The organism is Permianibacter aggregans, from assembly GCF_009756665.1.
GTDB lineage: Bacteria > Pseudomonadota > Gammaproteobacteria > Enterobacterales > Permianibacteraceae > Permianibacter > Permianibacter aggregans.
Window position 1 is genome coordinate 581709 of record NZ_CP037953.1, and the last position, 15215, is coordinate 596923.

Here is a 15215-nt window from a genome sequence, read left to right on the forward strand (position 1 = left end):
CCAGCACAATGCCAAGTGTGCCGGTTGCGCCCAAATTCACCAACGACCGGTGGCTCCACCGCCACCGGATGAGCCGCCACCAAAGCCACCACTGGAACCACCTGATTGCGAGTGACGAACAAATCGACTCCAATGATGCTGACAATGTTGGCAGGTGATATTCAAGTAATAACCGCCGGCTGCCGGTGAGTACGGTGTGCGCTCAGATTTTCCGGTGTGCTTGCGACATTGCGGGCAGGTTTCGGCACTGGTAAACCAAGCTTTATACGGAATGATTTCGACGTTGTCGCAGTAGGTGCATTTCCAGACATCGTAATCGACTGAACCCAATGACTCTTCTTTTTGCTGGCCTTTGTCCAGATGTCGATCATCGATATCTTCCGACAGGCGCACCATCGCACCCAGACAGCGCTGGCATTGTCGTGGTTTGTTACGTTGGTGACGACGGAACCAGACAAGACCCGCGCCACCAGTCAACGCCGCAGCACCGCCTAATCCCAGTAGCCACAATACGGGACCCGAATCGGATTCAACGGGTAATGGACTTTCCGGCGAACGATGCAATTGCTCGAAACCATCAAGCGCTCGATGCATCGCCTCATACCATTGCTGTTCGCGGAAAAGTGGAACCAGCTTTCGATCCATCAGCCTTTGCATATTGCCGTCATGCTCGCGGCCATAGAACTTGCCGAGCTCAATACGTGCTTCCCGATCGGCAACGATGATCAGCAGCATGATGCCATCGTTGCGCTCGCGGTTGCCTACGCCCCATTCATTGAACAGCGCGGTCGCGTAGGATTCGATCGAGCGCTGTTGCCAGTCAGCGGATTTTTGCTGCTGGGTAACCAGCGTGATTTCAAGACCACGCTCACTGCGAATCGAGCGCAGCCTCTTACGCAGCGATTCGCGTTCGGACTCGCTGAGCAGATTGGCGAAATCATTGACGTAGGGTTCGATGGGCCGCGGCAAATCGCCCGCCGATGCCGTCAGCGCACAAAACCACAGCAGGATCAGGAAACCGTTACTGCTGCAACATAAACGTTTCATATTCGAGCCGATTGAATTTTTGCGACAGCATGAAAAGCCCAAGGAAGGCGCTGAACGTCACCGACACGGCAAAACCGTAACCGAAGGTTTCGGCGCCGAGGAACAACGTGGCCGAGGTCAACACCAGATTCGACAGGAAGAAGCTCAAGGTAATGACCAGCACTTCGCGGCGGGCATCGAGGTAGAACAATACGTTCAGAATCGCCATCAGCAACACCTGGACGCTGACCGCAACGACATCGATATAGAACAGGTAGATGTACAGTGGCGAAATGCCGACCGCTGCCAAGAGATCACGGCCCCATAGCAGACAGAGCACGACGGTCAAGCCCTGCACTTTGAAGATCTCGTAGATGCCTTGACGCGCCGTGTAAACCATCTGGTCACGACGATATTCGATATGCATCAGCGTATCGCCTTCGCGCACGGCACGATAAAAGCGCTCGTATTGCTCGGCGAAATCGGCCTCCATGCGCACCAGGAACACGGCCATGCCCGGCAAAATGAACAAGTAGGCCAGGAAAATCGGCAGGTCGTAAATAATCGAGGCGCGCAGCGGACCGATCACTGGTTCAGATGTGTACGGTACAAACCAGAAAATAAATTTATCGACCCAGACACCGAGATAATAAAGCGTGCCGACCGCGAACAGGCTGTAAAAACTTTTACGCCGTTCGAGAAAGTCGAAACGCAGAAAGGTTTGGCCTGGATACTCACGAATGATGTGGCGCAGGAATGCGAACAACAAATAGCTGTGGCCAATCAATACACCGGTCAGCAAACCTTCCAACTGCCAGCGGGAAAATGCCAGCGCAATCAGAATCGCCAGCAGATAACCGGTCGCCAGCGTACGAACAATACGCCGATAGGCTTTCATGCCAGACAGGAAAATCAGCGCCAGCCAGAGCCCACTGAGCACGACGAAATTGGCAATCAGCAATAGTCTGAGTAATAGCGATCCGCTGAACATCAGGGCCACAACCGGCACTGACCACAAGAAGCCGCCGGCCATCGTCAGCAGCAGCACCCCCATCAAATTCGGCAGCACATCGGCTTGCGCTTTCGCGTAAGCCTGATCGGCAACAAAACGGGTAAACATCAGCTGCATGCCGCCAGTCCAGATCAGCGAAAGCGCCATCAGATACGTGACACAAATCTGGAAGGCGTTGACATGGGTTTGCGCGACGCCAAGCACAACAGCAAGCACACCAATGGCCATGACGCCAAGAATCGACAGCACCCATGGGCCACCGCTGACCAAGCCGGCGTAACCATAGGCTTTCAGTACATCCCAGTAGCTGTCGCGCTCCAGAATCTTGCGAATTTCAAATCCGATACCGGCCATGGTCAGCGCCCCCCGCTCGCCGCTTCCGGCGCGGAATCGGTTTGCAGCGTATCGACATACAGCTGGCGATACGCTGCAAACATCATTTGATCATCGTAGTAACGCTTGACCCGCTGCAAACCGGCTTGTTGTGCAGCACGCCATTCTGCGCCATCACTTAGCAAGGCGTACGCGGCATCCGCCGTTGCTTCCGGATCAGCGATGGCTACGACGCGACCGGCGGCGCCCAACGCCCGATCATCCTCACCACTGCCTTCGATCAATTCCCGGCAGGAACCGACATCGGTGGCGACACAAGGCAGGCCACTGGCAAACGCTTCCAATAGCACCAGCGGCAGTGCTTCGCTGATCGAGGTCAGCACCATCAAACCGAGTTGCGGCAGAATGTCGGCGACGTTTTGAAAGCCCAGGAATTTAACTTTGCCTTCAAGGCCAAGGCTGCGCACCAGCTCCTTGCACTCTTCGACATAGTCTTCGTCCTCGTCTTCTGGACCAACAATCCAGCCTTCGGCCTCTGGCAGTTTGTCGAGCAAGGCGCGCATCGCCCGAATAAAGGTTTTGATGTCCTTGATTGGCACAACCCGACCGACCAGCCCAAGCACCGGCGGTATACCTTCTTTTCTCACCTGCAAGACTTTTTCGTAGCGCGGCAGATTGATGCCGTTGGTGATCACCTTGGTTTTTTCCGCCGGTGCACCGTCGGCAATTTGGCGCAGGCGATTACCTTCATATAGACTGACAATCGGCGCGGCTTGCGCATAAGCCATGCGGCCAATCTGTTCAAAAAACTTGATCCACAAACCACGGATGTAACCCATCTCGTCGTGCAGCGTATTGCTGACGTCGTCGTTGTAGTCACGAATCCAGGTCGCTTGAGCCAAATCGATTTTACGTTCTTTGGTATAGATGCCGTGCTCGGTCAAAATAAACGGCGTGCCACGTTGCAAACGCAGCATGGCGCCAAGCAAACCGGCGTAGCCGGTGGAAATCGCATGCAGCGCTTTGACCTTTGGCAGTGTTTTGGCAATTTCCGTCAACACGAACAGCGGTGCGTGCATCGTGCGTATCGCCCAAAAGTAATCGACGAATGACGGCTCGGTGCAACGACTGCGGTATTGCTCGGTGATGTAATCCCAGCTGGCTTCGCTATAGAGAAAGTCTTCGTGGCTGACGCCGTTCTTGGCGCCGAGCTGTTTGAACGCGCGCATCATCGTTTCGACCGGCATTGCGTTCTGATCGCGCATTTGTTCATGCAGTTCGCCGATTTCATCAAAGGCTTTCTTGTTGCCGCGCCGTGACTTGGTCGGATATCGCTTGCTGTCGAGCAAAAAATGCGTTTCAAAATGGGTGACATTGGGCGGAAACTGGTATTGCGCCTTGTCGTACATTTCCGGTTCGCCGCCGATGAAAATCACGGCGAATTTCAGTTCCGGCAAACCGCTGATGATCTGATGCACCCAGGACGAGACACCGCCGCGCACGTACGGATAAGTGCCTTCCAGCAGCAGTGCGATATCGGCGACGTAGGTTTCTTTTTTGCTCATCGCTTCCACCATGCTTTGACTTGGGCAAAATCGCGTCCGAGTTCGCCACTGCGCTGGCTTTCGGCCAGGTATTCGCGCACCGCATTGAAGCGGCGCTGGCGAAACGCGACTTCGGCAAAAAACGGCGCCAGCACATCATTGGCTACTCCGAGTTCGCCGGCCTCATAGAGCGCCGCTTCCGCTGCCATCACTTCATCAGCAGCCAGCAGCATGCGCGCATATAACAACTGACTGCTGCCATCCGGCGCCAGCTCAAGACCCTGCGACATATAACGGCGCGCCGTGTGCAACCAATGTGCGCGCACGGCGCCTTGCACCAGATTGTGATACACCAGTTCCCAACACAGAGCGGCCAGTGTTTTCAGATACGGTGCTCGTTGCCTTGCCGGCACTTCCTGCAAATCTTCGGTGAGTTCGGTAATGCGTTCATTCAATTTTTTCTCGGCGCTGTCCATCATCGCGTAAGCGAGCAAGCGCACATCATCAACCCGATCGCGCAATGCCAGCGACCAAACCGGCACCGCTTCATGCGCTGACATATAGCGAGTCGCCATCACCGCTTTCAGTCGTTTTAGCGGTCGCTCGGCGTAGCGAACGATTTGCCTGAGTGCGCCCTGACTATAGGGCGGCGAGGCGTAAATAACCGGTGGTGAAAACGGCAGCTCAGCCAAGGTAATCGTGCGAATCGAGCGCTCCAGCCGCGAACGTGGTGAACGTAAACCGGCAACCAGACCGGCATAAAGACCAAGCGCACCGACCACCGGTAACATCCATAGCAGTGCAATCAAAAACCACAGGCTGCGGGTCACCGGCAATTTGTAACGGCGCGGCAATTGATGCCAGAACGCCACGGCCAATGCATACGAAGCGATTGAATGCAGCAGCAGCGCCAGCCACCAGAATGTCGGCGCAAACAACACCAGCAGCAGTGTTAGCGCTTCGGCGCCGATACCGAGCCAGGGTGCCAGCGGGCGCATCAATGCGATTCCAGTTGATGAATGACCGCCGGATCGATGTCACCGACTTCGATCAATTCAGAGTCCAGCCCTGCAGGCAAATTGGCCGACTCGCGCTGCAGCCAGTTTCTGGCACCGAGCGTGTCGGTCAACGGCAATAACAACCAGACGACGACGTGGTTGTTCTCGCGGGTGATGCAGACCATATCAAGCGCACGAATATGGGCTTTGATGGTTTCAAACGCTTTGCTGACTGGCTCGTGTTCGCCGGAGAACTTGATCAGCATCGCCGGTTGTTTGAATACTTTCTGATCGCGACGAACACGATCAAAGGCTTTGATGAAACGCGCCACCGAGGTGGTTGCAGAACCGTAAAGCAAGTGATCAATACCGTGCGCGGCGAGCACCGCCAACAGCTTCAAACTGCTTTCATGAAACGCGAAAAACGGCATCGACTTGACGACCAGCATCGCGTGAATTTCGCCGGCAGCATCGACCATCGGCAGCGCCAGCAACAAACCACTTTGTTCGGCCACCGGCGCACTGATCATATTGACGGCCGCAAGCTCACCGTTATCGAGCGCAGCCCGGACAATCGGGTCATCGGTTTCCAATGTGAATTCAGCGCCATAAGTCGCCAGCGGGGTATCCAGCGCCAAGCGATTGTTTTTGATCGGGTAAATCGCCGCCCGTTCAAGACTGCCGTATTCAACCAGCAGTGCCAGCAATTTTTGCAGCGACTCTGGCGTCAGGCCGTCAATGGCATGCAGCGTACTCTGCAAACGCAAAATGCCTTCGCGCAAACTCAAACCGCTATTTGCCACCGTTTGTTCCAGCCGATCATGCGATAAACGCAACAACTGATAACTGCGGGTGAATTCTTCCAGTCGTTCGGCCCGGTATTGATTGGTGCCAGCGAGGCGACGTAAACGGCGTTCCCAAACGTCGCGAAATTCACCAGCAACCATCGCGACGACCACAACCCCAATGGCCCAAGGCAATGGAAACTCTTCAGCGATTTGCAGCTGTTGATTGATGGCAACACCGAGCGCCGCCAACACCAGCAGCGCGCTGACAAATCCATGAGCAAAACCGTAACGCAAACCGGCCAGCAACGGCCCTAGCATCGGCCACGGAAACCCTTGGGTCAGACGGAACGGATCCTGTGGTCCGGTTACGTAGGAAACGACGACGGCAACGGCGGTCAGCACAAAGGTTTCCACCCAGCTGCGCCACGGCGAGACGTTGACATTGACGTTGACGGCATCGACGCCATCCATCCAGGGTTTTCTCACGGTGTTGTTGGCTCCTGTTTGGAACGGGTATTCAGCGCCACATGAATGGCGGCCAGGCTTTCGCGGCAAATCGGCAGCTCACTGGCCAACGTGCTGGTGTTGACCGGTGCGCTGCCGGCAAACCAGCGGTTGGCGCGGTCGACATCATCAAGCGTCAACGGCAGTGTGCCGGAAACGGCCGGACCCGCCGGCTGCAAGACCAGGCTCTGGGCGACGGCATTGATCATCTGCTGCACGATAGGCATGCGGTTTTCGCGCACGGCGTCGGCGAAATCTTCCCAGGCCGATAGCAGCAGCCGTTCGCGCTGACGCATCAGGGCAAAAAAGCGAGCGTTGTCGAGTGGCTTGACGATATTCCAGCCGGAACGCAAATCCTGCCAGACCTCGACTTCGTCTTCATCGAGCGACACCACTTTTGGGTCGTGCACACCATAAAAATAGTCGGCGAGCCGAGCTGGATGCTGGCCGTTCTGGGTGATGACGCCGCCTTGGCCAATTGAACGCAATACCTGCAGACGTATCGCATTGGCATGGGCTGGGCAGCCAACCCACTCGATATTGTCGGCCAGCGTCAGGTTCCAGAAGAAATCCTTTGGCCGCGCCTGCAGGCTTTGCATGAACCAGCCAGCAGCCGACTGCGGCCGGCCCAAAGTCAGTTCGGCCGCGGCCAGCGCCTCGGCCAGTGGCGGCGACACCGCGCCCTGCTGGCGATAGCCCTGCACTGCCGCTTCCAGCGCCGTCGCGTCGACAGTCGGTTCAGCCAGCAGCAACCAGATAATCGCTTCGCTGACTTCCGGGTCCTGACCACGCAGCCGCAGGGTTTCTTTTAAAGCTTTGCGCGCCGCATCGCGATTGCCGGCGGCCATTTTGCGCACAGCGCTGTACATCCAGTAATCCGGCGCTTGTTGCACCTGTTCCGGCCGAGTTTCGGCCAGCGCCAGCCAGCGGTCGAGCTCCACCCAATTCTTGCGCTGGAACGCAAAGCGCATCAGCCGTTGCAAATCGCTGATCCGGCCGAGTCGCTCCCAGCCGTAGCGCGCCAGCCGCTCCAGCTCGCGGTCATCGCGGTTGCGCCGGGCCAGTTGCTGAAGCCGGTCAACAATGGTCGCATCATCGGGCCGGTAGACCAGCGCCTCGGCCAAAGCCTTGCTGGCGTAGGTATCACGGCCAAGCTGCCAGGCCAGATCGGCAAGCAGCAGCCAGTAGTTTTCGGTTTCCTGTTCCGGTGGCGCCGAGAAACGACGCAACAGCACATCAAGCGCCCGCTCCGGCTCGCCGGCGGCATCCAGTGTGCGGGCCAGGCGCAGTTCGGCTTGAATGGTATCGACGATGTCGGCGCCATGTAGCGCCGCCAGTGCTTCATCGGGTTCGCCCATCCGGACCAGCAGCCGCGACAAGGTGCGTTTGGCGGTGACCGAATCGGCAAACTGCAGCAGGTGTCGGCGCAGTTCCTGCTCCAGATGCAGCGGCTCGACCTGGCGCAAACCCGCTTCGATATAGGCAGCCCACTCCAGTTCGTTCAGCTCACGCCGGGTCGCCAGCAGTTCGATGAGCTGCATCATCGCGGCGTCTTCGGGCAGGTCGCGAGCCAGCGCAAAGGCTCGGGACTCCGCTTCCGGGTCCGGGCCGGTCATTGCCAGTGACAGCCACATTTCCAAGGCTGGCCGGCTCTGGCTGTTCCAGTCATAAACATGGGCGAGCAAGCGGTGACGCTCACTACCGGGCTGAACATGCTCACGCAGCAACGGCGCCAACTCGAGCGCGCCAGCCAAGTCGCCAGTCGCAATGCGCAGCCGCAGCAACCGCTCGGTCAGGTCCGGCTCCGGCGCCGCTTGATGCACCGCAGTCAGCCAACGTAGCGCGTTTTGCTGGTCGCCGAGCGGTTCGGCGATATCGGCAGCCAGCTGATACAACTCGGTATCCGGACTGGCGCCGGCCATGATGCGTAAGGTAAGCGCCAAGGCATTTTCATCAAGCCCGGCTTGCAGCAGTGCCCGCAAGGTGTTTTTCGCCAGCGTCTGTTTCAGCTCAGGCGAAGGCTCCAGCAAAAAGGCGCCGGCATAGGATTGGGCCGCCTGTTTCGGGGCATTGGCCGCCAGATAATGACGGCCAGCGAGGCGCCACCAGCTGGCTTTGCGCGCCGGTTCGGCCGGCACGGTAATGGCCAGATGCTCGAAGGTCTGGGCCAATACCTGCGGCTCACCGAATTGCTCAGCCAGTGTCGCCACTTGATCGAGCGCGCTTTCGTTCGGCGCGGTCAGCAGCAATCGGCTGATCAGATCGGCGATCTGCTGACGCAGGGTTTGCTGGCGTTCTTCACTCGGTCGGCGATAAAGCTGTTGCAGCGATAACTTCAGATCGGCCAGACGGATTTCGAAGCGCAGCGGTTCGCGTTCAATCCATTGCAGCGGCTCAATGACGCCACGTGCTTCGTCGAGCAAACCGGCCTCGGTCAGTACCTGCACCAACGACAGTCGCAACGGCGCATTGTCCGGGTCGGACTGCACCAACACTCGCAGGTAAGCGACCGACAACGCATCTTTGGCGGACAGGTTGGCTGGGTTTCGAAACGCTGGCTGACGCGGGAACAACACCCAAAGCGCGACGATGATGACGGCGCCCATGATCAGCAGCGCTGGCGCATTCAGCAGTTTTTCCCGCGCCGGTTGCTGGCGCGGTTTGCGATCAGCGGTTTCAGCAGTCAAGGCTCAGTTCCTCTGCTGCCTGCGCCGCCGACACCACGACCCGCAAACCGCCCTGCACGACACGGGCGGGTAACGCCTGTTCATTGATCTGCACTCGACAACCAGCCGGGATCTGCAGCTCGGCCTGACCACGCGCCTGCAAACGGAACGTGGCCTGATTCGCCTTACTCAACTGCCAATGCTGAAGCGGCGCACTGGCATGGATCAGCAACGGCCGATTTTTCTCCGCCGCTGAGACAAACTCCAGTTCGCCAGCGGCGGAGGTCAGGTGCAGATAACGTTGGTCATGGTGTTCACGAAAGCCGGCAACATCATCGCTGATGGCGACCAAACCAGCAGAAGCTGGCAGCCGCAATGTGCGCAGTTCACCGGCGTACACCTGCCAGCGGCCATCGATATCACGGGCCAGACTCGCTTGTTGAAAGCTGCGGGCGCGGCGGACAAATTCATCAAGCCAGAGCGGCAGAGTTTCTTCACGCTGTTGCTGGCGAATGGCTTCATCAATGACGGTGGCGGCGCCGTTACGCAGCAGCGCATCGGCATGCAGCGACAGCGAGGCCGGGCGCCAGCGCTGCGGTCCATCGAGCAACTGATTCCACTCGATGACCTTGCGGTAATTCAATAGCTCGCCATACCAAAGCCGGGCGAACAACGGTTCAGCCACCAGCGGTGTCAGCACCTGAACACCCCAGTCGCTGGGCTTCAGCAGCGGCGACAGATCGGCAAGGCTTAAGCTACCGGTTTGCCAGTGCAGGCCACCACCACCAATATGCAGCATGTCGCCCTGCTCGGCGGCAGCCACGGCGGCCGGTGGCGCCTTGCCGTCGCCGGACCAGATCAGCAGCGGTGCCGCCTGGTCGTCAATACTCTGCAAAAATGCCAGCGTACCGGCGGTTTCCCGCGAAAGTTCAGCGGCATAGCCAGGCACCTGTACCGAGTATTTATAGAGCGCCTGATCGGCATCGCGTTCGCCGATAAACACTGGCCAGTAAAAAGGATGGGAATAAGTATGGCTGGCCAAACGCACATGCGGCAGCGCGGCCAGTTGCTGGACTTTCTGCTTTTGTTCGTCGTCGCGGATTTCCGCTTCGATGATGCCGATGGTGACCGGCTCCTGATATTGATTCAACAGCGACCGCAGCTTGTCGTAGGCGCTGACACCAGTTGCGGCATCGGTGCGGAACAATTGATCAGCGCGGATTTCCAGCAAGCTGATGCGCCGGCCATTTTCGGTAGTCAGGTCAAACGCCGGCTGCAACGGCAAGCGCAAAGCCGCACGCAGGAATGCCACCGGATCGAGCAGCCATTGGTGCTGGCCACTGGCGTTTTCGTTGATTAAATGGGGGTGTACAGCATAGCCACCGCTGGCGGTGACAGCGACCGGATGAAAGCGTTGGTTTTCGCCGCTCAAGGTCAACCAGGGTTCACCCAGCGCCTCGATGCGCAAATCCGGGGTGCCGCTACCGACTACCGGCAGATGCTCCGGCCGAGCCAATAACTGATGCGCCGATTCGGCGGTCAAGGCATGGGTGATCGGTTGATTGTCGCCGGCGTAGCCGACCAGTCGGCGACAGGCGACGCCGGCCGGCACATTGCCGAGCAACACCACCGGCAAACCGGCATCGGCCTCACGCTGCAAACGCGAACAAACGCCACCGTAGCGGCCTTCCAAGTCGGTAGGCAGCCAGCTGACGACACCGCTGTAGCGACCGAGCAATGGCTCGATCGGCAAGCCTTGCTGGTCGATATACCAGTAATCAATGGCTAGCCCGAGGTATTCCAGCGGCGTTGCCACGTGTTTGAACAGCGGCTGGTTCCACTGTTCGGCCGGGCTGCCGTCAACAATGGCCAGCACCCGGCGCGGCATCAGCCGGACCCGGCCCTGGCCCAGCCAGGTCAAATCACCATTGGCGACCCAGGGCATAAAGCCCAATTCGAGAATCTGCTTCGCGGTTTTTTCCGCCTCGGCCCATTCCCCGGGCTCGACGTAATCGAGCACCGTGACCGGCAGATTGAACTCGTCCTGGGCTCGGCGTAATTGGTTGATTAGCCATTGCCGGGTTTCCGGTTTGGTCGGTGCGTGCTTGCCGGTCAGCGGGTCGAAGCCGTGAAACAGCGACTCGGCGATCATGCCATCGGCATGCTTGGCGACTTTATCCAACACTTCAAAGCCGCGGTTCAGCAGCAGCTTGACGCCCGGGTAGCGGCGTTTGACCTCGGCCAGCAACAATTGCAGGCCCTGCTCTTGCTGCTCACGGCGCTTGCCGTCGCGCGCCGCCAATAAATAGCTGTCGACAGTATCGAGAAAAAAGGCGCGGTAGCCTTGCTGCCAGAGCAGGCCGAAATGCTGGTCAAGCAGGTAGTCGCGCCAGGCCGACGAGGACATATCCATGACCAGACTGTTCCAGGTCGGGTTGGTGCCGATCGACCACTTGCTTTTAATCCGGCTGATGTCTTCGCTGTTGCGCGCCACTTCGCCTATCGACACGTAGGCAAAAATCGTTGAAGGCAAAGCCAGTAATTGGGTTCGTTCGTGGGCGAGCACCTGGCTGGGTTGAATGACGATCTGCTCGAAATGGCGCAGATCATCAACCGGCGGCCGCGAGCCGTAGTAAAAAACGATATCGCGCTCAGCCAACGGCGGCACCGTCGCCACGGCGGGAAAAGTCAGCGTCAGCAATGACAGCAGCTGGAAAAACATGCGCACAAAACGCCGTGCTGGCGAAAATCCATTCATGAGAATGTGCAGACAACCTTGCCGGAATCGGTGCAGGCGAAACAAAGTGCCACATTCTAGCGGATGAATACCGGTTTGTACGTGGCGTAGCGCTGGCGCGGAAATATTTCTGCCCGGTTTCGCTTTTTGCGTTGGCAGCAGGCAATATGCCACCATAGTGCGCCGTTGCGTGTCAGCGCATCGGCCCATGGATACTCCCCACAAAAAAGGCTCGTCAGGTTTCATTGCGCATGTTGAACAGTATTGAATTGCTTGCCTTGCTAACCGCGCTGTTCTACTTCGTACAGGCTGCCGGGCTATACACCCTACTGCGCCGGCAAATCGCCATTCCCCATTACCTGAGCTTGCTGGCCTTGTTACCGGCGGCACTGCAAGCGGCCTTGCTGCATATGCTGATCGACACGCCAGTCGGCCAGAACCTGAATTTGATCAACATCGCCTGCATGGTCAGCTGGCTGATCGTATTGCTGCTGATGATTCCCGGTCGTCATCTGGCGGCACCGCTGCTGATGATCGTGCTGCCGATTGCCGGTTTATTGTCCGCGCTGGCGCCCTGGTTTGCTGCTTCGCCGATTCGGCCACTGACCGGCGAATGGATGACCCTCGCCCATATTTTGACCGCGTTGCTTGGTTATAGCCTGATGATGGTAGCCGCGATTCAGGCGCTGGTGCTCTGGTGGCTGGAAAAGCAATTGCGCAAGGCGCCGATGAATGTCTCCAGCTGGCTGCCGCCACTGCAATTACAGGAAGCGTTTCTGTTCCGGCTGATCAGCGCCGGATTCATTCTGCTCAGTATCGCGATGGCGATTGCCGTGTTCGGTGTGCCGGAAGCCTTTGCCCAGACGCCAACGCATAAAACGGTATTGTCGATACTCGGTTGGGCTGTGTTCGGCGTGCTGTTGATTGGTCGCTTTCGTTACGGCTGGCGCGGTCGCATCGCCGTGCGCTGGACCCTGTTCGGCTTTGCGCTATTGGCGCTTTCCTATGTTGGCACCCGCATTGTCATCGAGTACCTGATCGGTCCCCGCTAAAGGAGTACCCCGTGGACAGTTTCTCCACGATCGAAGTCCTGCTATTCCTGTTTCTGTTGTTCATGCTCTCCGGCAGTTTTTCCGGCTCCGAAACTGGCATTCTCGCGATCAACCGTTACCGCGTCCGGCACTTGGCCAAACACGGCCATGGCGGTGCACAGCGCGTGCAGAAACTGCTCGATCAACCCGACCGCTTGATTGGCCTGATCATCACCGGCAACACGGTCGTCAATATTCTCGCCTCAGCCGTTGCTACCGTACTGTCAGTGCGCATCTTTGGCGAAGAATGGGGCATTGTGATCGCGACGATCGCGCTGACGCTGATCATGTTGATTTTCTGCGAAGTCGGGCCGAAAACGCTGGCGGCGTTGAAACCGGAGCGGGTGGCCTTTCCTGCCGCATACGTACTGACACCATTATTGAAAGTCACCTACCCGGTGGTCGCCGCGATCAACTGGCTGGCCAATTCAGTGTTGCGCGTGTTCGGCGTCAACACCAAAGAAACCGGTGGCCATGTATTGAGTTCGGAAGAACTGCGCACTGTTGTCAACGAAGCCGGCGCGCTGCTGCCAAAGCGGCACCAGAGCATGTTGCTGAGCATTCTCGATCTGGAAAAAGTCACCGTCGAAGACATCATGGTACCGCGCAATGATATCGTCGGCCTCGATTTGAATTTGCCGGAAAACGAATTGATGCCGGCACTGCTCAATTGCCAGCACACCCGGCTATTGGCCTGGCGCGATGACATCAATAATGTCGTCGGTTTTCTGCATGCTCGTGACACGCTGCCGCTGCTCGCCGATGAAGATTTTGCCATCGAGCAACTGCAAGCGATTCTGCGCGAACCCTACTTCATTCCGGAAGGCACAACGCTGACCCAGCAACTGCTGAACTTTCAGCGTAATCGTCGCCGTATCGGTTTGGTCGTCGATGAATACGGTGAAGTGCAGGGACTCGTTACCTTGGAAGATATTCTCGAAGAAATTGTCGGCGAATACACCACCGATATCGCCGCGCAAGTGAACCGCGATGTGACACCGCTTGATGACGGCCATTTTCTCGTTGATGGCGCCGCCAACCTGCGCGACCTGACCCGCAGCACGCAATGGCTGCTGCCGACTGATGGCCCGAAAACCCTGAACGGTTTGATCCTTGAATACCTGGAAACGCTGCCGACTGGCGGCACCTGCATTCGCTTGCACGGCTACCCGATGGAAATCCTGCAGGTGAAAGACAATATGGTCAAAGCCGTCAAAGTGATGCCGGATTTATACAGCCCAACGGAATTGAGTAAAACACCATGAATGACATTGCGACAATGCCAACGCTGGAAACCGAGCGATTGATTTTGCGCGCGTTCAACGAACACGATGTTGACGCGATGTACTTGCTTGGCACGATTCCGGAAATCATCCGCTATGCCGGCAATCAGCCGCTGCAATCGAAAGCGCAAGCGGAGGAGTATTTGCACAAACATCCCTTGCGCGATTATCAAGTTCACGGTTACGGCCGCTATGCCCTGGTATGGAAAGCCAGCAATGAAGTGATCGGCTTTTCCGGAATCAAGTTTCTTGATGAAGTGCAGGAAAATGAACTGGGTTATCGTTTGTTTCCAGAGTATTGGGGAAAAGGTTTGGCAACCGAAGCGGCACGTGCGGTACTGCCCTATGCCAAAGACACCCTGAAATTGAATCGACTGGTAAGCCTGATTCATCCGGACAATCACGCGTCAAAAAATGTTGTGCGCAAACTGGGATTTCAGTTGGAGAAGTGTGTACGGGTATCGCTGATCACGGACACCGATGTTGAAGTGCATGCCGGTGCACTATAAACACCGGCATGCGTTTTTCAGGCCTTCGGCAACAAACAATACGGTGCCGGAATCCCTTCCAACTGAAACGTCCGCTGCACGGCGCTGCGCTCGCTCAAGCGATCGACCAGCGCGGTCAACGCCGGGTATTTTCGATAAGGTGGCTCGACAAACCAGCGGCCCCAGCGCGTCAGCATCAGCAAAAAGAAATCGGCTACACAGGGCGCCTCACCCAACAGATAGGGCCCATGCTGCGCCAAATGCTCGGTGATTTGGCTGAAATAGCGTTGCGCCGTCTGCTCGGCATTGGCTTTGATGGCTTGCACCTCGTTGCCCTCGCCGGCAAAACGCTCAGGATAGAAAAAGCTGATCAGTGCCGGCTGCAGACTGTTGGTCAGCAACATCAGCCATTGATAGGCCTTGGCGCGTTTGATCGTGCCCGGTGCCGGCAATAAACCGGCATTCGGATACAGATCGGCCAGATGCAGGCAAATCGCTGCCGATTCGAAAATCGCCGTACCTTCCAGCACCAGCGTTGGCACCCGGGCATACGGATTCAACTTCAAATAAGCGGGTTGACGGTGTTCGCCAGCGGCGTTGTCGAGTTTGACAAACTCGTAATTGGCGCCGATTTCCTCCAATACCATTCTCGGCGCCAGGCTGGCGGCACCGGGAAATCCATACAACTGCATGATCATCTGAAGCGCTCCTCTTCTTCGCTACACGCATAGCCCAGGACCGGGCA

11 protein-coding genes are annotated in these 15215 nt (G+C 57.5%); 3 read left to right on the forward strand and 8 right to left on the reverse strand.

Annotated features, from left to right (window positions below):
- Positions 1-36 precede the first annotated feature (36 nt).
- From E2H98_RS02740 to E2H98_RS02770, 7 genes are read right to left on the reverse strand one after another with little or no spacing between them, the layout of a single operon-like run.
- On the reverse strand, positions 37-1047 hold the full coding sequence (locus tag E2H98_RS02740; protein ID WP_133587563.1) for a TPM domain-containing protein: 1011 nt from the start codon (positions 1045-1047) through the stop codon (positions 37-39).
- Positions 1022-2392 carry an exopolysaccharide Pel transporter PelG gene (pelG, locus tag E2H98_RS02745; RefSeq protein WP_133587565.1) on the reverse strand — a complete coding sequence of 457 codons (1371 nt, stop codon included), beginning with the start codon at positions 2390-2392 and terminating at the stop codon, positions 1022-1024. Before pelG ends, E2H98_RS02740 begins: the two co-directional genes overlap by 26 nt.
- A gap of 2 nt (positions 2393-2394) precedes the next feature.
- Positions 2395-3936, reverse strand: coding sequence for a GT4 family glycosyltransferase PelF (pelF, locus tag E2H98_RS02750; protein ID WP_133587567.1), 1542 nt, complete (start codon positions 3934-3936; stop codon positions 2395-2397).
- Positions 3933-4913, reverse strand: coding sequence for a protein PelE (locus tag E2H98_RS02755; RefSeq protein WP_133587569.1), 981 nt, complete (start codon positions 4911-4913; stop codon positions 3933-3935). The genes pelF and E2H98_RS02755 overlap by 4 nt, the downstream gene beginning before the upstream one ends.
- Positions 4913-6187 (reverse strand): PelD GGDEF domain-containing protein, encoded by a 1275-nt coding sequence (locus tag E2H98_RS02760; RefSeq protein WP_133587571.1) that lies wholly within the window; start codon positions 6185-6187, stop codon positions 4913-4915. The genes E2H98_RS02755 and E2H98_RS02760 overlap by 1 nt, the downstream gene beginning before the upstream one ends.
- The gene (locus tag E2H98_RS02765) at positions 6184-8892 is read right to left on the reverse strand and encodes a tetratricopeptide repeat protein (protein ID WP_198325219.1); all 2709 of its coding nucleotides are present in this window, start codon (positions 8890-8892) and stop codon (positions 6184-6186) included. The genes E2H98_RS02760 and E2H98_RS02765 overlap by 4 nt, the downstream gene beginning before the upstream one ends.
- Positions 8882-11593: an endo alpha-1,4 polygalactosaminidase gene (locus tag E2H98_RS02770; RefSeq protein WP_133587573.1), complete on the reverse strand. Its 2712-nt coding sequence runs from the start codon at positions 11591-11593 to the stop codon at positions 8882-8884. Before E2H98_RS02770 ends, E2H98_RS02765 begins: the two co-directional genes overlap by 11 nt.
- 266 nt (positions 11594-11859) lie before the next feature.
- On the opposite strand from E2H98_RS02770, the gene E2H98_RS02775 reads away from it, so the two are divergent.
- Genes E2H98_RS02775 through E2H98_RS02785 form a run of 3 tightly spaced genes read left to right on the forward strand, consistent with a single transcriptional unit; the run spans position 11860 to position 14491 of the window.
- On the forward strand, positions 11860-12660 hold the full coding sequence (locus tag E2H98_RS02775; protein WP_133587575.1) for a cytochrome C assembly family protein: 801 nt from the start codon (positions 11860-11862) through the stop codon (positions 12658-12660).
- 11 nt (positions 12661-12671) lie between these two features.
- A complete protein-coding gene (locus E2H98_RS02780) occupies positions 12672-13964 on the forward strand; it encodes an HlyC/CorC family transporter (RefSeq protein ID WP_133587577.1) in 1293 nt (430 codons plus the stop codon).
- On the forward strand, positions 13961-14491 hold the full coding sequence (locus tag E2H98_RS02785) for a GNAT family N-acetyltransferase (protein WP_133587579.1): 531 nt from the start codon (positions 13961-13963) through the stop codon (positions 14489-14491). The genes E2H98_RS02780 and E2H98_RS02785 overlap by 4 nt, the downstream gene beginning before the upstream one ends.
- A 17-nt stretch (positions 14492-14508) precedes the next feature.
- Here E2H98_RS02785 and E2H98_RS02790 read toward each other — a convergent pair whose 3' ends face one another.
- Positions 14509-15168 carry a glutathione S-transferase family protein gene (locus E2H98_RS02790; RefSeq protein ID WP_133587581.1) on the reverse strand — a complete coding sequence of 220 codons (660 nt, stop codon included), beginning with the start codon at positions 15166-15168 and terminating at the stop codon, positions 14509-14511.
- Positions 15169-15215 lie beyond the last annotated feature (47 nt).